The sequence below is a fragment of the Streptomyces sp. Ru71 genome, assembly GCF_002920535.1.
GTDB lineage: Bacteria > Actinomycetota > Actinomycetes > Streptomycetales > Streptomycetaceae > Streptomyces.
In genome coordinates this window covers 1-20,504 of sequence record NZ_PQSS01000111.1, presented here as the reverse complement: position 1 = coordinate 20,504, position 20,504 = coordinate 1, and the positions used below count along the sequence as shown (strand labels likewise).

Below are 20,504 nucleotides of genomic sequence, written 5' to 3'. Positions count from 1 at the left end.
GTCCCGCACCTACCCCCCCCCCCCGGCGCCCCGGCCCTCCTCCTCCGTCCGGCGCAACCCCAGCCCCCACCCCCAACCGCCCCCGCACCGCCAGTCTTAACGCAAGATTGACGCCGCCCGCCCCCTCATCCGAGGGCCCGCACGTCACGCTCCGCTTACGCTGGTGCCGCCGACCGCGTGATGGCCGAACCACACGCTGAGCCGCACTTCAGGAGCATCCCGATGGCCACCACCGAGCACCCCCCTCCCAGTCGTCTGCGCGCATGGATGCTGGAGGGCCTGGCCGACATGGGCAAGGGCGGCGGCCACACGGGTCCGCACGCCGCCCCGGAGCCCCCGCACAAGGGGCAGCCCTGGTACCGGGTGATGTGTCTGACCGGTGTCGACTACTTCTCCACCCTCGGTTACCAGCCCGGCATCGCCGCGCTCGCGGCCGGTCTGCTCTCCCCCGTGGCCACCCTCGTGCTGGTGATCGTCACGCTGGCCGGCGCACTGCCCGTCTACCGGCGCGTGGCCAAGGAGAGCCCGCACGGCGAGGGTTCGATCGCGATGCTGGAGCGGCTGCTGTCGTTCTGGCAGGGCAAGCTGTTCGTGCTCACCCTGCTCGGCTTCGCCGCCACCGACTTCCTGATCACGATCACCCTGTCGGCGGCCGACGCCTCCACCCACCTGGTGGAGAACCCGCACCTGACCAGCGTCCTGCACGACAAGCAGATGCTGATCACGCTGCTGCTGGTGGCCCTGCTCGGCGCGGTGTTCCTCAAGGGCTTCCTGGAGGCGATAGGCGTCGCGGTCGCCCTGGTCGGCACATATCTGCTGCTCAACGTGGTCGTCGTGATCGTCGGTTTCTACCACGTGATCACGGCGGGGCACCTCGTCACCGACTGGTCCAACGCCTTGACCGCCGAGCACGGAAACGTTTTTGCCATGGTCGGCGTCGCCCTGCTCGTCTTCCCCAAGCTGGCCCTCGGCCTCTCCGGCTTCGAGACCGGCGTCGCGGTGATGCCGCACGTCAAGGGCGACCCCGGGGACACCGAGGCGGACCCGGCCGGCCGCATCCGGGACACCAAGAAGCTGCTCACCACGGCCGCCGTGATCATGAGCTGCTTCCTGATCGCGACCAGCTTCATCACCACACTGCTCATCCCGGAGAGCGAGTTCAAGCCGGGCGGCCAGGCCAACGGCCGTGCACTGGCCTACCTGGCGCACGAATACCTGGGCGGCGCCTTCGGCACGGTCTACGACATCTCCACGATCGCCATCCTCTGGTTCGCCGGCGCCTCCGCGATGGCCGGCCTGCTCAACCTGATGCCGCGCTACCTGCCCCGCTACGGCATGGCCCCGCACTGGGCCCGCGCGGTGCGCCCGATGGTCATCGTCTTCATCCTGGTCGCCTTCCTGGTCACCTGGATCTTCGACGCCAACGTCGACAAGCAGGGCGGCGCCTACGCCACCGGCGTTCTCGTGCTCATCAGCTCCGCCGCCATCGCGGTGACCATCGCCGCTCACAAGGCCGGCCAGCGCGGCTGGACCATCGGCTTCGCGGTGATCTCGGCGGTGTTCCTGTACACCACCGTCGTCAACGTCATCGAGCGCCCGGACGGCGTGAAGATCGGCGCCTGCTTCATCGCCGGCATCATCCTCATCTCCCTGCTGTCCCGCCTGCTGCGCGCCTTCGAGCTGCGGGTGACCAGCGTGTCGCTCGACCCCATGGCCGAGCGGTTCATACGGGACATGGCCACCCGCAGGATGCGGTTCATCGCCAACGAGCCCGACCGGCGGGACAAGGCCGAGTACCGCGACAAGATCGAGCAGATCCGCGCCGACAACGACATGCCGGAGCAGGACGACTTCGTCTTCGCCGAGGTGACCGTCACCGACCCCTCGGAGTTCGAGGGCAGTCTCACCGTGCGCGGCGAGGTGATGCACGGCCGCTACCGGGTCCTGACCCTGGAGTCCCCCTCCATTCCCAACGCCCTGGCGGCGCTGCTGCTGCACGTGCGCGACACGACCGGCTGCACCCCGCACATCTACTTCGAGTGGACCGAGGGCAATCCGTTCCGCAACTTCCTGCGCTTCTTCCTCTTCGGCCAGGGCGAGGTCGCCCCGGTGACCCGTGAGGTGCTGCGCGAGGCGGAGCCGAACCGCGAGCGCCGCCCCCGCGTCCACACGGGCTGACACCGGTCGCCCCGCATCGGGAGCACCCCGCAGCCGCCCTTATCGTGACCGGCATGCAGTCCTACACAATCGGCCAGGCAGCACGGCTCCTCGGCGTGAGCCCCGACACCGCGCGCCGCTGGGCGGACGCCGGCCGGGTCACCACCCACCGCGACGACAGCGGGCGGCGGCTGATCGACGGGCGCGACCTGGCGGCGTTCTCCGTCGAGCTCGCCAGGGCGGGCACGGACGAGGAGGAGACGCCGTACACCTCCGCCCGCAACGCCTTCCCCGGCATCGTCACCGCCATCAAGCTCGGTGACGTCGCCGCCCAGGTGGAGATCCAGGCCGGCCCCCACCGGCTGGTCTCCCTGCTCACCCGCGAGGCGGTCGAGGAGCTGGGTCTGGAGGTCGGCATGGAGGCCACCGCCCGCGTGAAGTCGACAAACGTACACATCGACCGAGCGTGACGACGGCAGGGGCGGGCACCACCGGCGCCGTACGAACGCACATGCCAGCCTCATGACCGAAGGTCATAGCTCATGCGATGAGACAGCAGACTTCCCCCTGGCAGATGCGACAGTATGATCGGCGCATCGGAGGGGCCCTGTGGGCTGCCTCCCCCTTGAGCCCACAGGGAGTCGACCCGTGATGACCCGTCCCGCCCGCCGGATGCTGCAGATCACCGGCGCGTCGGTCGCCGCGCTGCTGGCGCTGAGCGCCTGCTCCTCGTCGTCCGACTCGTCCGACGCGTCCGGCTCCTCCGCCACGTCGAGCGGGTCCTCCTCGCCGAAGCCGTCGGGCACGGTCACCGTCTTCGCGGCCGCCTCCCTTAAGGAGAGCTTCACCGCCCTCGGCAAGCAGTTCGAGAAGGAGCACCCCGGCACCGAGGTCAGCTTCAACTTCGGCGGCAGCGACTCCCTGGCGGCGAGCATCACCGGCGGCGCCCCCGCCGACGTGTTCGCCGCGGCCAGCCCCAAGACGATGAAGATCGTCTCGGACGCCGGGGACACCGCCGCCGCGCCGACCACCTTCGTGCGCAACCAGCTGGAGATCGCCACCCTGCCCGGCAACCCGGACAAGATCGCCTCCCTGAAGGACCTCACCAGGTCCGGCCTGAAGGTCGTCCTGTGCGACAAGACGGTGCCGTGCGGCGCCGCCGCCCAGAAGGCCCTCAAGGCGAGCAACCTGACGCTCACCCCGGCCTCCTACGAGCAGGACGTCAAGAGCGCCCTGACGAAGGTCGAGCTGAAGGAGGCCGACGCCGCCGTCGTGTACAAGACCGATGTGAAGGCGGCCGGTGACAAGGTGCAGGGCGTGGAGTTCCCCGAGTCGGCCAAGGCCGTCAACGACTACCCGATCGCCCTGCTGAAGAACGCGCCCAGCGCCGAGGCGGCCAAGGCCTTCATCGACCTGGTGAAGTCCGCCGAGGGCCAGGAGGTACTGACCGAGGCCGGGTTCCTGAAGCCGTGACGTTCTTCGGCAAGACCGGCGCCGCGGACACCCTGGAGGGTCGTCCGCGGCGCACCCGCGCCCGCACGGGCGCCCCCCTGCCCCTGCTGCTGCCCGCCCTGCTGGGGCTGGCGTTCCTGGTGCTGCCCCTGGTCGCGCTGCTGATCCGGGCCCCCTGGAGCAGCCTGCCGGACCAGCTGACCAGCACCGAGGTGTGGCAGGCGCTCCAGCTGTCCCTGATCTGCGCCACCGCGGCGACCGCGCTGAGCCTTCTCGTCGGCGTCCCGCTGGCCTGGCTGCTGGCCCGCACCGACTTCCCCGGCCGCGGCCTGGTGCGCGCGCTGGTGACCCTGCCGCTCGTGCTGCCGCCGGTGGTCGGCGGTGTCGCCCTGCTGCTGGCCCTCGGGCGCAACGGCGTGGTCGGGCAGTGGCTGGATTCCTGGTTCGGTGTCACCCTGCCGTTCACCACCACCGGCGTCGTCCTCGCGGAGACTTTCGTGGCGATGCCGTTCCTCGTCATCAGCGTGGAGGGCACGTTGCGGGCCGCCGACCGCCGCTACGAGGAGGCCGCGCAGACCCTGGGCGCCTCCCGCTTCACCGCCTTCCGCCGGGTCACCCTGCCGATGATCGCGCCGGGTGTCGCCGCCGGCGCGGTGCTCGCCTGGGCGCGGGCGCTGGGTGAGTTCGGCGCGACGATCACCTTCGCCGGCAACTTCCCCGGCCGCACCCAGACCATGCCCCTCGCGGTCTACCTCGCGCTGCAGAACGACCCGGAGGCCGCCATCGCACTCAGCCTGGTCCTGCTCGCGGTGTCCGTCGCCGTGCTGGCGGGGCTGCGCGACCGTTGGATGACCACCTCATGACCGCCACCGAGAAGCCGCCGACCGCAGCCGCCCTGGCCGAGGGCGCCGAGGGCCTGGACGCCCACCTCGTCGTCGACCGCGGCTCCTTCCGTCTGGATGTGTCCCTGACCGCCGCGCCCGGCGACGTCGTCGCCCTGCTCGGCCCGAACGGCGCCGGCAAGACCACCGCCCTGCGCGCCCTGGCCGGTCTCGTCCCGCTCACCGGCGGCCGGCTGCGCCTGGACGGCACGAGCCTGGACGGTACGCCGCCCGAGGGCCGCCCGGTCGGCGTCGTCTTCCAGGACTACCTGCTCTTCCCTCATCTGACGGCCCTGGACAACGTGGCCTTCGGGCCGCGCTGCCGGGGCGCGAGCAAGGCCGAGGCCCGCGCCGAGGCCGCCGGCTGGCTGGACCGTATGGGACTCGCCGATCACGCCGGCGTCAAACCCCGCCGGCTGTCCGGCGGCCAGGCCCAGCGCGTCGCCCTGGCCCGCGCCCTCGCCACCCGTCCCCGGCTGTTGCTGCTCGACGAACCGCTGGCGGCGCTGGACGCCCGCACCCGCCTGGACGTCCGCGCCCAGCTCCGCCGCCATCTCGCCGACTTCGAGGCCGTCGCCGTCCTCGTCACCCATGACCCGCTGGACGCCATGGTGCTGGCCGACCGGCTGGTGGTGATCGAACACGGCCGAGTGGTCCAGGAGGGCACCCCCGCCGACATCGCCCGCCACCCGCGCACCGACTACATCGCCCAGCTGGTCGGCCTGAACCTGTACCGCGGCCGGGCCGAGGGCCATACCGTACGACTGGAGGCGGGCCCGGAACTGACCACCACCGAGCACCTCACCGGTGAGGTCTTCGTCGCCTTCCCGCCCGGCGCCGTCACCCTGCACCGGGACCGCCCGACCGGCTCCAGCGCCCGCAACCTGTGGCGCTGCGAGGTCGCCGGCCTGGAGACCCACGGCGACCAGATCCGCGCCGACCTCACCGGCGAGCTGCCGCTGGCCGCCGACCTCACCACGGTCGCGGCCGCCGAGCTCGACCTGCACCCCGGTGCACCGGTCTGGGCGACGGTCAAAGCGACACAGACACACGCATACCCGTCCTGATCAGACGGCTGTCTACGGTGGGCGACATGACCCTGAGCATCCGCAACCAGCTCGCCGGCACCGTCACCGCCGTCCACCCCGGCGAGGCCATGGCCACCGTCCGCATCCGCCTGGACAGCGGCCGGGAACTCACCGCGGCCGTCACCCTGGAGGCCGCCGAGGACCTCGGCCTCGCACCCGGCTCCCCCGTGCGGGCCCTGGTCAAGTCCACGGAGGTCTCCCTGGCGACGGGTCCGGTCGAGGGCCTGTCCATCCGCAACCAGCTGCCCGGCACGGTCGTCGACATCACCAGCGGCAGCGCCATGGCCACGGTCAAGGTCGCCGTCGAGGGCGCGGAGCTGACCGCCGCCATCACCAAGGACGCCGCCACCGACCTCGCCCTGTCCTCGGGCTCCTCGGTCGTCGCCCTGGTCAAGGCCACCGAGGTGGCCCTGGCGGCCGACTGAAACGGAGAGGGCCCCCAGCCGGGGCCCTCACTCGTCTCAGGGTGTCTCAGTCCTCGTACGCGTCCAGCGGCGGGCACGAGCAGACCAGGTTGCGGTCACCGAACGCCTGATCGATACGGCGCACCGGCGGCCAGTACTTGTCCGCGACCGACACACCGGCCGGGAAGACGGCGTCCTCACGGCTGTAGGCGTGCTCCCACTCCCCGCCGAGCGCGCCGGCGGTGTGCGGGGCGTTGCGCAGCGGGTTGTCCTCCGCGGGCCACTCGCCGGAGCCGACCTTCTCGATCTCCGCGCGGATGGCGATCATCGCGTCGCAGAACCGGTCCAGCTCGGCGAGGTCCTCGGACTCGGTCGGCTCAATCATCAGCGTGCCGGCCACCGGGAAGGACATCGTCGGCGCGTGGAAGCCGTAGTCGATGAGCCGCTTGGCGACGTCGTCCACGCTCACGCCGGTCGCCTTGGTCAGCGGGCGCAGGTCGATGATGCACTCGTGCGCGACCAGGCCGCCGGGCCCGGTGTAGAGCACCGGGTAGTGCGGCTCCAGGCGCTTGGCGATGTAGTTCGCGGACAGCACGGCCACCTGGGTGGCGCGCTTGAGGCCCTCGCCGCCCATGAGGCGGACGTACGCCCACGAGATCGGCAGGATGCCGGCGGAACCCCACGGCGCCGCCGAGATCGGGCCGACGCCCGTCTCCGGGCCGGCGGTGGGCTGCAGCGGGTGGTTCGGCAGGTACGGCGCGAGGTGCTCGCGGACCGCGACCGGGCCGACGCCCGGGCCGCCGCCCCCGTGCGGGATGCAGAACGTCTTGTGCAGGTTCAGGTGGGAGACGTCGCCGCCGAAGTGGCCGGGCTTGGCGAGGCCGACCAGCGCGTTGAGGTTGGCGCCGTCGACGTACACCTGGCCGCCGGCCTCGTGCACCTGGGCGCAGATGTCGGCGACGTGCTCCTCGAACACACCGTGCGTGGACGGGTAGGTGATCATCAGCACCGCGAGCTCGTCGCGGTACTGCTCGATCTTCGCCCGCAGGTCCTCGACGTCGATCTCGCCGTCCTCGGCGGTCTTGACGACGACGACCTTCATGCCGGCCATCACGGCGCTGGCGGCGTTGGTGCCGTGCGCGGAGGACGGGATGAGGCAGACGGTGCGCTGCTCGTCGCCGTTGGCGCGGTGGTAGCCGCGCACGGCCAGCAGGCCTGCCAGCTCGCCCTGCGAGCCGGCGTTCGGCTGGAGGGAGACCTTGTCGTAGCCGGTGACCTCGGCGAGACGTTCCTCCAGCTCGTGGATGAGCGTGAGGTAGCCCTCGGCCTGCTCGGCGGGCGCGAAGGGGTGCAGCTGGCCGAACTCGGGCCAGGTGACCGGCTCCATCTCCGTCGTCGCGTTGAGCTTCATCGTGCAGGAGCCCAGCGGGATCATGCCGCGGTCGAGCGCGTAGTCGCGGTCGGCCAGCTTGCGCAGGTAGCGCAGCATCGCGGTCTCGGAGCGGTGCTGGTGGAAGACCGGGTGGGTCAGGTAGGCGTCGGTGCGCAGCAGGTCCTGCGGCAGGGCCTCCCCGGCCGCGGCGTCCAGCGCCTCGATGTCGCCCTCGACGCCGAAGGCGCTCCACACGGCGGCCAGCTGGTCGCGGGTGGTGGTCTCGTCGCAGGCGATCGAGACGAGGTCGCCGTCCACGGCGTACAGGTTGACCCCGTTCTCCCGCGCGGCGGCGACGACCTCGGCGGCCCGGCCGGCCACGCGCACGGTGAGGGTGTCGAAGTAGGCGGCGTGCACGACCTCGACGCCGCCGGCCTTCAGGCCCTCGGCGAGGATCGCGGCGTAGCGGTGCGTGCGCCGCGCGATGCCCTTGAGGCCGTCCGGCCCGTGGTAGACGGCGTACATGCCGGCCATCACCGCGAGCAGCACCTGCGCGGTGCAGATGTTGCTGGTGGCCTTCTCCCGGCGGATGTGCTGCTCACGCGTCTGCAGCGCCAGCCGGTATGCCTTGTTGCCGTCCGCGTCCACGGACACGCCCACGAGCCGCCCGGGCAGGCTGCGCGCGAACTTCTCATGGACGGCCATGTAACCGGCGTGCGGGCCACCGAAGCCCATCGGCACACCGAAGCGCTGCGTGGTGCCGACCGCGATGTCCGCGCCCAGCTCGCCCGGCGACTTCAGCAGCGTCAGCGCCAGCAGGTCGGCGGCGACGGTGACGAGCGCGCCGAGCTCGTGCGCCTGGTCGATGACCGGCTTGATGTCGCGTACGGCACCGGAGGCGCCCGGGTACTGGATCAGCACGCCGTTGATCTCGCGCGCGGCGATGTCGGCCGGGATGCCGTCGCTCAGGTCGGCGACGACGACCTCGACACCGGTGGGCTCGGCGCGGGTCTCGATGACGGCGATGGTCTGCGGCAGCGCGTCCGCGTCGACCAGGAAGAGACCCTTCTTGTTCTTGCCCATGCGCCGGGACAGCGCCATGGCCTCGGCCGCGGCGGTGCCCTCGTCCAGGAGGGAGGCGCCGGAGGTGGGCAGACCGGTCAGCTCGGCGACCATGGTCTGGAAGTTCAGCAGGGCCTCCAGACGGCCCTGGGAGATCTCCGGCTGGTACGGCGTGTAGGCGGTGTACCAGGCGGGGTTCTCCATGACGTTGCGCAGGATCACCGGCGGCGTGAAGGTGCCGTAGTAGCCGAGGCCGATCATCGAGCCGAGGACCTGGTTGCGGTCGGCGAGCGAGCGCAGCTCGGCGAGCACCTCGGCCTCGCTGCGGGCGCCCGGCAGGTCCAGGGCGTCGGCGTTCTTGATCACATCCGGCACCGCGGCGGCGGTCAGCTCGTCCAGCGAGCCGTAACCGACCTGGGCCAGCATCTTGGCCCGAGCCTCGTGGTCGGGTCCGATGTGGCGCTGCTCGAAGGGGATGCCCTGTTCGAGCTCGGAGAGCGGAATGCGAGGGGCGGTCATTGCGGAGGCCTCCTGGTCTGACGCGACCTGCGAGGGGCACCACGGCACGGGTACCCGGACGGCCTCCCCCTCTGTCATCTCGACCTGAGAGCTTCACCGGACGCCCGAAGGCACCCGGCTTTCACCGTCGGTGAGAGCGGAAGCCGTCGACACCCGCTCTGCTTTCCAGAGTGACCTCGTCCGTGCGGTACGTGGGCCTGAGAGATTCCGGGGAGGATTTGCTCCTTCGGCGCCTCCGATGATGTCTGGAGGACTCTCCCGCACGGGGTCAGCAGCCGCTGTCAGCCTACCAGCGAGGTCAACGCAGGGGCCTTCGAGTGGCCGCCATCACGATTGTGCTCTTTTGTAGTGCTTACGGATGTGTGGCGACGAAGTGGAGGGCCCGTGCAGACCCAGATCGATCCGCGCAACCTGATCGGCCGCAAGGCGTTCGACCGCAACGGCGTCAAGATCGGCACCGTCGACGAGGTCTACCTCGACGACGCCACGGGCGTGCCGGAATGGGCCGCCATACGCACGGGCCTGTTCAGCCGGGACGCCTTCGTCCCCCTGGAGCCGAGCGAACTCGTCGAGGGAGCCCTGCACGTCCCCTTCGACCGAGCCCTGATCAAGGACGCCCCGGACTTCGGCGTGGGCCGCCACCTGTCCCCCGAGCAGGAACTGCAGCTCTACCACCACTACGGCCTGGACATCGCCGCACCTCCCCCTCTCCAGGACCACGACTTCGGCAAACTGGCAGGCACGGACGAACCCTGACCCCACCTCGACACCCGGATGCGGGCAGGCCCGACGCCCGAAGCCCCGACGGACGCCTTGGCCATGGCAGCCGGCGCAATACGGCCCAGGCCGACCCGCTCCAACACCCTGGCCCAGGCATGGCCCACCCTCGGCCCCGGCCCAGGCGGGCCCCACGCCCGGCAGCCGACCGGGACGCCCCGGGCTCAGGCGCTCGCGCCCCGGCGGACGATGGCCGAAGCCCCTCAGCCCCGGGGGCGCCGTAGGCTTCAGCGCCGGGCTCCGGCGCGAACCGAGTCCGCTCCGAGGGAAGCGGCTGCCACCCCTCGACCGCGTGTGGACCACACCGCGACCACGCGTGGACCGCTCCTCAACCGACGATGGGGCCCACCGCCGACCCACCGGTCCTCCACCGCCGACCTACCGCTCCTCCACCGCCGGTCCACCGGCCCGCGCCGCCCCGGCCCCGTCCGCCCCCACCGACGTTCCACCGCTCCCGGCCGCCCCCACCGCCGACGGCTGAGCACCCGCCCCCGCTCCGTCCGTCTCCGACGCAGCCGCAGCCGCAGCCGGCCCGGCCTCGGCCGGTCTTCGCCGTACGAGCGGCAGGGGTTCCGTCGGCTCCAGTGCCGGGTCGTCCGTCCGGAACGTGCGTACCCGGCCCGGCTCCGAGTCGGGGGTCTCGAAACGGACCGTGACCCGGCCCAGGCCACTGCCCTGCACCCAGCCGTGCCCGTACTCCGCGTGCCGCACATCGTGCCCCGGCGACCAGTGCCGCTCGGCCGGCTCCGGGTCCGCATCGACGGGCGGGGCGGGGCCGTCGTCCTCCTCCGGTCCCTCCTCGCGTGCCCGCTCCCCCGCCGCCTGCGCGAACAGGTCCTCCTGGGTGTAGTCGGCCAGCCCGCTGACGCCGACGCCGAGCAGCCGGACCCCGCCCGTCGTGTCCACCGACTCCAGCAGCCGCTGCGCCGCCTCCCGCACCACCGCCGGATCGTCCGTGGGACCGCGCAGCGTCTCCGACCGGGTCAGGGTCGAGAAGTCGTACCGCCGCACCTTCAGCACGATGGTCCGCCCGGACAGCCCGGCGCCCCGCAACCGCCGCACGCACCGGTCCGCCAGCCGCTGGACCTCCAGCCCGATCCGCAGCCGGTCGTGGATGTCCACGTCGTAGGTGTCCTCGACCGAGACGGACTTGGCCTCCCGCTCCGCCACCACGGGCCGGTCGTCCTGCGCCAGCGCCATGGCGTACAGACCGTGCCCGTGGGCCTTGCCCAGCAGCCGGACCAGTTCGTCCTCACCGGCCTCCACGATCTCGTCGACCGTGGTGATCCCGGCCCGCCGCAGATGGTCGCCGGTCGCCGGCCCGACCCCCGGCAGGGTCCGCACCGGCATCGGCCCGAGCAGGGCCCGCTCGGTCCCCGGCTCTATCAGCACCAGCCCGTCCGGCTTGGCCTGCTCCGAGGCGATCTTGGCGAGCATCTTGGACGCGGCGAGCCCCACCGACCCGGTCAGCCCGGTGACCTCCCTGATGTCCGCGCGCAGCTTCAGCCCCGCCCGCTGCGCCGACTCGCTGTCCCAGGCGACTCCCCCGGCCTCCAGGTCCACGAACGCCTCGTCCAGGCTCAGCGGCTCCACCAGCGGCGACAGCGCCCGCAGCAGCCCCATCACCTGCTCGCTGATCGCCCGGTAGAAGGCGAAGCGCGGCGTGAGGTACGCGGCGTTCGGTGCCAGCCGGCGTGCCTGGGCCGTGGGCATCGCCGAATGAACCCCGAACACCCGGGCCTCGTACGACGCGGTCGCCACCACCCCGCGCGGCCCGATCCCGCCCACCACGACGGCCTTTCCGCGCAGGCTGGGCTTGGACGCCTGCTCCGCCGAAGCGAAGAAGGCATCCATGTCCAGATGCAGAATCGTGGGTGCGGTCCTCACACATCCGATCCTGCACCACACCACTGACAACGCCGCCCCTCGGCGGCCGGGCGCCGGGCCTAGACGGCGCGGTTGCGCCTGCGGGCCAGCTCGTCGCCGGGGTTGTGCCCGACAAGGGTCTCCCCGGTGTCGACGCGCTCGCCGTGCAGCTGGGACAGCGCGTGCTCCACGTCCCGCCACACCACGCCGACGGCGATGCCGAAGATGCCCTGACCGCCCTGGAGCAGGGCGTGGACCTCGTCGGGCGAGGTGCACTCGTAGACGGTGGCGCCGTCGCTGAGCAGCGTCAGGCGCTCCAGATCGCGGAAGCCGCGCTCCCGCAGGTGCTGGACGGCGGTGCGGATGTTCTGCAGCGACACCCCGGTGTCGAGGAACCGCTTGACGATCTTCAGGACGACGACGTCCCGGAAGCTGTACAGACGCTGCGTCCCGGAGCCGTAGGCGGGCCGGACGCTGGGTTCGACGAGTCCGGTGCGGGCCCAGTAGTCGAGTTGCCGGTAGGTGATGCCGGCGGCCGCGCAGGCCGTCGGACCGCGGTAGCCGATCTGCTCGGACGCCATGGACGTCGCCTCTCCGCCGCTCGGCACGGCCGTCGGTCGCTGCGGAGCGTGATCGGGCGCGCTGCCGTGAAGCGGAAACGGACCGGTACTTCCGAAACCGCGTCCGGGGGCACCCCCAGCCCTACCGCCGCCGCTGCTTCCCACGCCGACCTCCGTCCTCGACCTGCCTTCTCGAAGGTAGGCAGCCACCAGGGGTGCGTCAACGACCGCCACACTCGGCACGCCGAGTGATAATCACCCTAAGAGTGGTTTCCCGTACCCCACCGCGGGGAAAGGCTAGCCGAATGCGCTCGGGACGGAGCGTAGGACGCTCTCACACGCCGTCGGCACATGCCACCCTTCACGGATCGCCGCGCCGCGCACCGCGCCCCGGGCGGACCGCCCACAGGCCGTCCACCCCGCCCGCCTTCCTGCGGCTACTGACTGCTGGTACCGAAGTCCTCCGGCGAGATCTGGTCGAGGAACTCGCGGAACTTCTCCACCTCGTCCTCCTGCTCGTCCGGAATGGCGATCCCCGCGTCGTCGAGCACCGCGTCACTGCCGTAGATCGGCGTGCCGGTGCGCAGCGCCAGCGCTATGGCATCGGACGGGCGGGCGCTCACCTCGACGCCGCTGGCGAAGACCAGCTCGGCATAGAAGACGCCTTCACGCAGGTCCGTGATGCGCACTTCGGTGAGTTCCTGACCGACGGCCTCCAGCACGTCCTTGAACAGGTCGTGAGTCAGCGGCCGCGCGGGGGCCATGCCCTGCTGGGCGAAGGCGATCGCCGTCGCCTCCCCCGGCCCGATCCAGATGGGGAGGTAACGGTCGCCTCCCACTTCACGCAGGAGCACGATCGGTTGGTTGGAGGGCATTTCGACCCGGACACCTACGACATCGAGCTCGTTCACACAGCAACCCTAGGCCGTGCCCGGGACGTTTGGGTAGTCGAGCCGGGAACGCATGGATGATCATCACACCGGGAACCCGCCCGGCTCAGGGCAGCCGCACCCCGAGCGCGGTCTGCACCAGCGCCGCGTGCAGCTTGACGGTGAGGTCCGCCAGCTCCTTGGTACGGTCCTCGGCGTGCGCCCTGGTCTGCGGGTTGCGGTGGCGCTTGAGCGGAGCCACCACCTGCTCCACCAGGCCGGCCTCCCGGTCCGCGGCGGCCTTCATCACCCGCAGATGGCGCGGCTCGATCCCGAACCGGCCCAGCTGGGCGATCAGCGAGGCCACGGTCACCGCCTCCGCGTCGTACAGCCCCTCCTCCAGCGGCGCGATCAAGCCGTACGACTGCCACTCCTGAAGTTCCTCGTCACCGATGCCGGCGGCGGCCAGCAGCTCGGACCGGCCGACGCGGGCCACGGTGGGCTCCTCGGGCAGCTCACGCAGCTGATCCCCGTCCCGCTGCCGGCCCAGCGTCGGCAGCCGGACGCTCTCGCCGCGCTCCACGGCGTCCAGATGCTCGCGGATCACCTTCAGCGGCAGATAGTGGTCCCGCTGCATTCTCAGCACCCGGCCGAGGCGCTCGACGTCCTTGGCGGTGAACTTGCGGTATCCCGACGGGGTCCGCTGCGGCTCGATCAGCCCCTCCGACTCCAGGAAACGGATCTTGGAGATGGTGACCTCGGGGAACTCCTCGCGCAGCACGTTCAGCACGGTGCCGATGCTCATCAGCCCACTGTCCGCCGCGGCGGTGCCGTGGCCGGCACCGCCGCCCGGTGTTCGAAGCATGGACCTTCCCTGGGGGTGTGCCCCCGGACTCAGTCCGAGGGAGGGTCAGTAGCCCCGCTGGCTCGCGTAGAAGACCAGCCGGTACTTGCCGATCTGCACCTCGTCGCCGTTGTGCAGGGCGACCTGGTCGATGCGCTCACGGTTGACGTAGGTGCCGTTGAGGCTGCCCACGTCGGCGACCGTGAACGTGCCGTCCGGGCTGCGCCGGAACTCCACGTGGCGGCGCGAGACCGTGACGTCGTCCAGGAAGATGTCGCTCTGCGGGTGGCGGCCGGCCGTGGTCAGCTCACCGTCCAGCAGGAAACGGCTGCCCTGGTTGGGCCCGCGGCGCACGACCAGGAGCGCGGAACCCAGCGGCAGCGCGTCCACGGCGGCCTGCGCCTCCGGGGACAGCGCCGGAAGCTGGGTCTGACCGGTCACCTCGGCGTCGTAGGCCTCGATACCGGAGATGGAGATCGTGGACGTCGTCTCCGACGCACGCTCCGGCACCGCCCCTGCCCGCAGCGGCGCACCGCAGTTGGAGCAGAAGCGGCTGTTCTCCGCGTTGCGGTTACCGCACCTCGTGCACACCAGGGCCGACATGGACGGATCCTCCTGCCGCGGCTGCCCCGCCGGGGCATTGGACGCGTACGGGTCTGAGGCAAACCCTCCACCCATACCTGAGGTTGACGGTTGTCCGAAACCTATGCCGTCGGCCTGGGCAGGGTCAACAGACGGCACGCCCTGACCACCGGAAATGCCACCTCCCGGACCAGCCACCTGGTCCCGGAACAGCGGACGCTGTGCCTCTTCTTCCGGCTGCGCGCGATGGCGAGCGGTCGCGTTGCTGTCGCTGCCCTCTCGCGCGCTCTTGCCGAACAACCTCGCAAACAACTTCACGGGCGATTCCCCTTGACCGAAACAGACCCGCCCGTGGGGCAGGACGAACCCTGACTGAACACACCGGTCGACCCGGACATCCTCACAACGTCCGTATCCACCAGACAGTTTCCACCACGCACCACCCCTTCGGTGCGCCGACCCCCCGCAACCTCTTGCCCTCGTCGGACGCCCCCCATGCACCCCCGGTTCACTGGGAGGACGACCGAGCGTAGTCAGGCTGCTTCGCCGCTCGCAAGGCGTCCACGACGATCTTGCTCGATCGCTCCACAGTCACGGTGGCCTGCTCCTTCTCAAGAGTCTGCACCACGCCTCCAGGGATGTTGAGCGCCGGCTCCAGGTCCTGCGGCTTGCCGATGACCTTGAAACGATAGGGCGCGGTGATCTTGTTCCCGTCGACGCTCACGCTCTTGCCGGAGTCCGTCAGATAGGTGCCGGCGACCACCCGTACGTCGTTGACCTGGATCGCCTCCGCGCCCGCCGCGCGCAGCTCCTGGATCGCGTCGAGCAGCATGTCCGCCTCGACCGTCCCCTTCGTGTCGTCGATCGTCATCGTGATGCCGGGGCCCTGCGCGGCCACCGTGCCCGCCAGAATGCCGAGTTGCCGTTCCTTCTCGACCGTCTGCTTGCGGGCCTCCTCGGCCTGGTCGGAGCTGCTCTCCAGCTCCTGGCGCTGCTTTTCGAGCCCCTGCTTCTCGTCCTCAAGACGCTGTGTGCGGTCGTCGAGTTCATCGAGGATACGAACAAGATCCTCCTGGCGTGCCCCGCGCAGCGCGCTGTCGCTGTCGCTGTTGGACGCGACCTGCACGGCGAGCCCGAATCCCAGACCGAACAGCAGCACCGCCACGATGAGTTGGGCCCGCGTGACCCGCGGCGGCCACAGCCCCTTGACCAGCCGCTGCCGGCCGGTCAGCGTCGGCTGCGCCGGCGCCTCGGCGTCCGCAGCGGCCTGGGGGGCCGCCGCCGGCCTCTCCTCGGGCAGCTCCCGGCGCAGCCGGTTCTCGGGCGTCTCGTTCCCGGGCGCCGCATCCCCGGGCGTCTTGCTCTCGGGCGTCTCGTCCTGGTCGCTCATCGGCCTCACGCCCGGAACACGTGCCGTCGGATCGCCGCGGCGTTGGAGAAGATCCGGATGCCGAGCACGACGACGACACCGGTGGACAGCTGCGCGCCCACGCCCAGCTTGTCGCCGAGGAAGACGATCAGCGCGGCCACGACCACGTTGGACAGGAACGACACCACGAAGACCTTGTCGTCGAAGATGCCGTCGAGCATGGCCCGCAGACCGCCGAAGACGGCGTCCAGCGCCGCCACCACGGCGATCGGCAGATACGGCTCGACGACCGCCGGAACCTCCGGCCGGACCAACAGGCCGGCCACGACTCCCACGACGAGGCCCAGTACGGCGATCACGATGTGCCCTTCTCAGTCTTTCCCGTGTTCGGCTGTGCGGTACGTACGATCACGCTCGGCGCGGCGGGCAGCCGGATGTCACTCTGCACGGAGATACTGGTCCTGATCCCGTAGTTCTCCTGCAGGGCGTTCAGATACAGCCCGTCGGCGCTGTCCTGGAACCGCCTGCTCAACTGCTCGCCGTCCCCCACCGCCAGCACCGTGTACGGCGGCACCAGCGGCTTGTTGTCGACCAGTATCGCGTCACCCGCGGCCCTGATCGCGGACAGGGCGGTCAGCCGCTGCCCGTTGATCGCCACGGCCTCCGCGCCGGAAGCCCACAGTCCGTTGACGACCCGCTGCATGTCCCGGTCGCGTACCCGGCCCGTGTCGGAGAAACCGGTGGTCTCGCGCGGGTTGCCGTCACCGCCGGAGCTGGCCTCCTTGGCGTCGTCGACGACCAGCTTCACCCCCGGTCCGTGCGCGGCGGTCGCCCCGGACAGGATGCCCACCAGCTCCGCCTGCTCACCACCGCCGCTCGCCCGCAGCGCCGCACGCTGGCGCGCGCTCACGTCGTCGCGCAGTTTGTCGACCGTGCTCTCCAGATCGTCGGCCGTGTCGGTCTCCCGGTCGATCCGGTCGATCAGCTCCTGCCGCTCCTTGGCCACCACAGGGGCCGCCACACGCGCCTGTGCGGCGCCGACCGTGACGACGAGCGCCGCCAGCACCAGCCCGGCGGCCAGCCCCAGCTTCGCCCTCAGCGTCTTCGGCAGGCCGCCCGAGCCGGCCGCCTTCTTGCGAGCGGCGGCCTCCGCATAGCCGTCGTCGAGGCTGTGGTCCATGACGTTGGTGAGCAGCGACATGGACGCATCCGGACGCGACGGTGGCGTACGACTGCTCCGAACGGGGGGCTGCTGCGGCATGCCGCACATCGTCGCACGTCGCGACGGATTCCTCCGAATGGCCCCACCGGCGTGCCGGACAGGCCCCCCTTGGGGACACTTGTCCGGCACGCACGCGTGCGGCGTCGGCTACCGTCCCGCGCTGTCCACGACGGTCGACCACTCGTCCAGCAGGGCCTGCGCGGAGGCGTCGTCCGGGCCCTCCGCCCACAGGTGGGTGACGGCCTCGGCCGGGTCGGGCAGCACCATCACCCAGCGCCCGTCGGCCTCCACCACCCGCACACCGTCCGTGGTGTCCACGAAGCGGTCTCCGGCCGCCTCGACGACCCGCCGCATCACCAGACCCTTCACGGCCCACGGGGTCGCCAGATCGCGCTTGAGGACATGCGCCCGCGGAATCCGCGCGTCGATCTGGCTGAGCGTGAGCTGCGTGCGCGCCACCAGACCGATCAGCCGTACGAAGGCCGCCGTACCGTCGTAGACGCTGCTGAACTCGGGGACGATGAAGCCGCCCTTGCCGTCACCGCCGAAGATGGTGCCCTCTTCGCCGCCGACCCTGGTCAGGTCGTCCGGCGAGGTGGTCGTCCACTCGACCTGGGTGCCGTGGTACGCGGCCACCTGCTCGGCGATCCGCGTGGTGGTCACCGGAAGCGCCACCCGGCCGCTGCGCCGCTCGGCCGCGATCAGGTCGAGCATCACCAGCAGGGCCCGGTCGTCCTCGATGATCCGGCCCTTCTCGTCCACCAGCGACAGCCGCTCGCCGACGGGGTCGAAGCGCACCCCGAACGCGGCACCCGAGGACGCCACGATCTCGCCGAGCCGCACCAGCCCCGCCCGGCGCATCTCCGTCGTCTCGGTCGGCCGGGACTCGTCGAGACCGGGGTTGATCGTCAGCGAGTCCACCCCGAGCTTGCCCAGCAGGCTGGGCAGCACCAGGCCGGCACTTCCGTTGGAGGCGTCGACGACGACCTTCAGACCCGACTCGGCGATGCCGGTCGTGTCCACGTCCCGCAACAGCGACCCGGTGTACGAGTCGAACACGCTGGCCGGGAAGTGCAGGTCTCCGATCTCGCCGGGGAACGCGCGCCGGTACTCCTGCCGCGCGAACACCCGGTCCAGCTTGCGCTGCCCGCCCTGCGAAAGATCGGCGCCGTTCCCGTCGAAGAACATGATGTCGACCGAGTCCGGTACCCCGGGCGTGGTCCGGATCATGATGCCGCCGGCGCTCCCGCGCGCAGTCTGCTGCCGCGCCACCGGCAGCGGCACGTTCTCCAGGTCGCGTACGTCGATGGCGCTGGCCTGCAGCGCGGAGATCACCGCCCGCTTCAGCGCCCGCGCACCACGGGAGTGGTCGCGGGCCGTGGTGACCGTGGAGCCCTTCTTGAGGGTCGTGGCGTAGGCGCCGGCCAGCCGCACGGCCAGCTCGGGCGTGATCTCCACATTGAGGATGCCGGACACGCCCCGGGCGCCGAAGAGATGCGCCTGCCCGCGGGACTCCCAGATCACCGACTGGTTGACGAAGGCGCCGGCCTCGATCGTCTTGAACGGGTAGACCCGCACATTGCCCTGCACGATCGATTCTTCGCCGATCAGGCACTCGTCACCGATGACGGCGCCGTCCTCGATCCGTGCCGCGCGCATGATGTCGGTGTTCTTGCCGACGACGCAGCCGCGCAGATTGCTGTGCTGCCCGACGTAGACGTTGTCGTGCACCACGGCCTTGTGCAGGAAGGCACCGCTCTTGACGACGACATTGGAGCCCACCACGGTGTGCTCACGGATCTCGGCGCCGGCCTCGACCTTTGCGTAGTCGCCGATGTAGAGCGGTCCGCGCAGCACGGCGTCCGGATGCACCTCGGCACCCTCGGCCACCCAGACGCCCGGCGAGATCTCGAAACCGTCGATGTCGACGTCGACCTTGCCCTCAAGCACGTCGGCCTGAGCCTTCACATAGCTCTCGTGGGTGCCGACGTCCTCCCAGTAGCCCTCGGCGACAAAGCCGTAGATCGGCTTGCCCTCCTTCATGAGCTGCGGGAAGACATCACCGGACCAGTCGACGGGCACATCGGGCTCGACATAGTTGAACACCTCGGGCTCCATCACATAGATGCCCGTGTTCACGGTGTCCGAGAAGACCTGGCCCCAGGTCGGCTTCTCCAGGAAGCGCTCGACCTTGCCCTCTTCGTCGACGATGGTGATGCCGAACTCCAGCGGATTGGGCACACGGGTCAGACAGACCGTGACCAGCGCGCCCTTTTCCTTGTGGAAATTGATCAGCTCGGTGAGGTCGAAGTCGGTCAGGGCGTCACCGGAGATGACCAGGAAGGCATCGTCCTTCAATGCCTCTTCGGCGTTCTTGACGCTTCCGGCGGTACCGAGTGGCTTCTCCTCATTGGCATAGGTGAGCTCCATACCGAGCTCTTCACCGTCACCGAAATAGTTCTTGACCAGCGATGCCAGGAACTGCACTGTTACGACGGTCTCGTTGAGCCCATGCCTTTTGAGCAGCCGCAGCACATGCTCCATGATCGGCCGGTTGGCGACCGGCAGGAGCGGCTTGGGCATGCTTGAGGTCATGGGACGAAGGCGAGTGCCTTCGCCTCCGGCCATCACGACGGCCTTCATGTCGGAAGCGTCCTCCTCCAAAAGAGACGACGGTCTAGCCGACTACACCCGCCTTGATTCTCCCGTACTTTTCCCGCGCGGGCCATCGGACCGCGGTTACCGCCGGCGGGCGAGGGGGGTCAGTCGGCCATGGCATCCGCACGGACCAAGCGGCGGACTTGTACCACGTAGAGGACTCCTGCCCACCAGTACAGCGTTGTACCCCATCCGGCGAACGCCCATCCGAAAATAGCAGCGAGTGACGGGATCCATCCAGTTCCGTCACTGAGCAGAAGCAGCGGGAAGGCGTACATCAGGTTGAAGGTGGCGGCCTTGCCGAGGAAGTTCACCTGGGGCGGCGGGTAGCCGTGCCGCCGGAGGATGCCCACCATCACCAGCAGCACCAGCTCACGGGCAAGCAGTACAGCGGTCAACCACAGGGGCAGAATCTCGCGCCAGGTGAGGCCGACAAGCGTCGAGAGGATATAGAGCCGGTCGGCCGCCGGGTCGAGGAGCCGGCCGAGGCTGCTGATCTGGTTCCAGCGCCGCGCGAGCTTCCCGTCCAGATAGTCACTGACACCACTCAGAGCAAGCACGAGAAGTGCCCAGCCGTCGCTCTTCGGGCCGCCGAACTCGGGCCGCAGAATCAGCCACAGGAACAGGGGCACGCCGACGAGCCGCGCCATGCTGAGGATGTTGGGGATGGTGAGGACCCGGTCCGTTTGGACACGGGTCTCCTGGACCTCCACCCGGGGGCCTCCAGTAGGAAACGAGCCAACGATGCCCCCTGACCTTACCTCAACGCAAAAAAGCTCTGGCTCTTGGGCTGTCTGCCCAAGAGCCAGAGCTCTAAAAGGA

The 20,504-nt window shown here is 70.4% G+C and carries 18 protein-coding genes and 1 riboswitch; of the genes, 7 read left to right on the top strand and 11 right to left on the bottom strand.

What is annotated here, in order from left to right; all coding sequences use genetic code 11:
* Positions 1 to 222 precede the first annotated feature (222 nt).
* The 6 genes from C3489_RS35570 (at position 223) to C3489_RS35545 (ending at position 6,003) form a co-directional block, all read left to right on the top strand.
* Positions 223 to 2,178: an amino acid transporter gene (locus tag C3489_RS35570; protein ID WP_103786272.1), complete on the top strand. Its 1,956-nt coding sequence runs from the start codon at positions 223 to 225 to the stop codon at positions 2,176 to 2,178.
* A 53-nt stretch (positions 2,179 to 2,231) separates the two neighbouring features.
* A complete protein-coding gene (locus C3489_RS35565; protein WP_103786274.1) occupies positions 2,232 to 2,627 on the top strand; it encodes a molybdopterin-binding protein in 396 nt (131 codons plus the stop codon).
* Between the two features lie 181 nt (positions 2,628 to 2,808).
* Complete coding sequence (modA, locus tag C3489_RS35560) at positions 2,809 to 3,630, top strand: molybdate ABC transporter substrate-binding protein (protein ID WP_103786271.1); 822 nt, start codon at positions 2,809 to 2,811, stop codon at positions 3,628 to 3,630.
* On the top strand, positions 3,627 to 4,472 hold the full coding sequence (locus tag C3489_RS35555; RefSeq protein ID WP_103786270.1) for an ABC transporter permease: 846 nt from the start codon (positions 3,627 to 3,629) through the stop codon (positions 4,470 to 4,472). Before modA ends, C3489_RS35555 begins: the two co-directional genes overlap by 4 nt.
* Positions 4,469 to 5,557 carry an ABC transporter ATP-binding protein gene (locus C3489_RS35550; protein ID WP_103786269.1) on the top strand — a complete coding sequence of 363 codons (1,089 nt, stop codon included), beginning with the start codon at positions 4,469 to 4,471 and terminating at the stop codon, positions 5,555 to 5,557. Before C3489_RS35555 ends, C3489_RS35550 begins: the two co-directional genes overlap by 4 nt.
* A 26-nt stretch (positions 5,558 to 5,583) precedes the next feature.
* Entirely contained in the window at positions 5,584 to 6,003 is a 420-nt protein-coding gene (locus tag C3489_RS35545; protein ID WP_103786268.1) for a molybdopterin-binding protein, read from the top strand.
* Between the two features lie 46 nt (positions 6,004 to 6,049).
* Here C3489_RS35545 and gcvP read toward each other — a convergent pair whose 3' ends face one another.
* Complete coding sequence (gene gcvP / locus C3489_RS35540) at positions 6,050 to 8,935, bottom strand: aminomethyl-transferring glycine dehydrogenase (RefSeq protein ID WP_103786267.1); 2,886 nt, start codon at positions 8,933 to 8,935, stop codon at positions 6,050 to 6,052.
* 175 nt (positions 8,936 to 9,110) lie between these two features.
* Positions 9,111 to 9,206: riboswitch (glycine riboswitch) on the bottom strand.
* A gap of 113 nt (positions 9,207 to 9,319) precedes the next feature.
* Between gcvP and C3489_RS35535 the strand changes: the two genes are divergently transcribed.
* Positions 9,320 to 9,691: a PRC-barrel domain-containing protein gene (locus C3489_RS35535; protein ID WP_181139979.1), complete on the top strand. Its 372-nt coding sequence runs from the start codon at positions 9,320 to 9,322 to the stop codon at positions 9,689 to 9,691.
* A 399-nt stretch (positions 9,692 to 10,090) separates the two neighbouring features.
* Here C3489_RS35535 and C3489_RS35530 read toward each other — a convergent pair whose 3' ends face one another.
* From C3489_RS35530 to C3489_RS35485, 10 genes are all read right to left on the bottom strand, one after another.
* Positions 10,091 to 11,599: a DNA polymerase IV gene (locus C3489_RS35530; RefSeq protein ID WP_103786265.1), complete on the bottom strand. Its 1,509-nt coding sequence runs from the start codon at positions 11,597 to 11,599 to the stop codon at positions 10,091 to 10,093.
* Positions 11,600 to 11,658: 59 nt separating this feature from the next.
* Positions 11,659 to 12,303 carry a MerR family transcriptional regulator gene (locus C3489_RS35525; protein WP_103786264.1) on the bottom strand — a complete coding sequence of 215 codons (645 nt, stop codon included), beginning with the start codon at positions 12,301 to 12,303 and terminating at the stop codon, positions 11,659 to 11,661.
* A gap of 272 nt (positions 12,304 to 12,575) precedes the next feature.
* Positions 12,576 to 13,049: a bifunctional nuclease family protein gene (locus C3489_RS35520; RefSeq protein ID WP_053666762.1), complete on the bottom strand. Its 474-nt coding sequence runs from the start codon at positions 13,047 to 13,049 to the stop codon at positions 12,576 to 12,578.
* Between the two features lie 85 nt (positions 13,050 to 13,134).
* On the bottom strand, positions 13,135 to 13,872 hold the full coding sequence (locus tag C3489_RS35515) for a MerR family transcriptional regulator (RefSeq protein WP_103786263.1): 738 nt from the start codon (positions 13,870 to 13,872) through the stop codon (positions 13,135 to 13,137).
* 45 nt (positions 13,873 to 13,917) lie between these two features.
* On the bottom strand, positions 13,918 to 14,751 hold the full coding sequence (locus tag C3489_RS35510) for an FHA domain-containing protein (RefSeq protein ID WP_181139978.1): 834 nt from the start codon (positions 14,749 to 14,751) through the stop codon (positions 13,918 to 13,920).
* A 190-nt stretch (positions 14,752 to 14,941) separates the two neighbouring features.
* Positions 14,942 to 15,823 (bottom strand): DUF881 domain-containing protein, encoded by an 882-nt coding sequence (locus C3489_RS35505; RefSeq protein WP_103786262.1) that lies wholly within the window; start codon positions 15,821 to 15,823, stop codon positions 14,942 to 14,944.
* A 5-nt stretch (positions 15,824 to 15,828) separates the two neighbouring features.
* Positions 15,829 to 16,161, bottom strand: coding sequence for a small basic family protein (locus C3489_RS35500; protein WP_003988855.1), 333 nt, complete (start codon positions 16,159 to 16,161; stop codon positions 15,829 to 15,831).
* Positions 16,158 to 17,063, bottom strand: coding sequence for a DUF881 domain-containing protein (locus C3489_RS35495; protein WP_258055093.1), 906 nt, complete (start codon positions 17,061 to 17,063; stop codon positions 16,158 to 16,160). Before C3489_RS35495 ends, C3489_RS35500 begins: the two co-directional genes overlap by 4 nt.
* 108 nt (positions 17,064 to 17,171) lie before the next feature.
* Positions 17,172 to 19,667, bottom strand: a complete 2,496-nt coding sequence (locus tag C3489_RS35490) for a mannose-1-phosphate guanyltransferase (RefSeq protein WP_103786260.1) — start codon at positions 19,665 to 19,667, stop codon at positions 17,172 to 17,174.
* Positions 19,668 to 19,786: 119 nt separating this feature from the next.
* On the bottom strand, positions 19,787 to 20,395 hold the full coding sequence (locus tag C3489_RS35485) for a CDP-alcohol phosphatidyltransferase family protein (protein WP_103786259.1): 609 nt from the start codon (positions 20,393 to 20,395) through the stop codon (positions 19,787 to 19,789).
* Positions 20,396 to 20,504 lie beyond the last annotated feature (109 nt).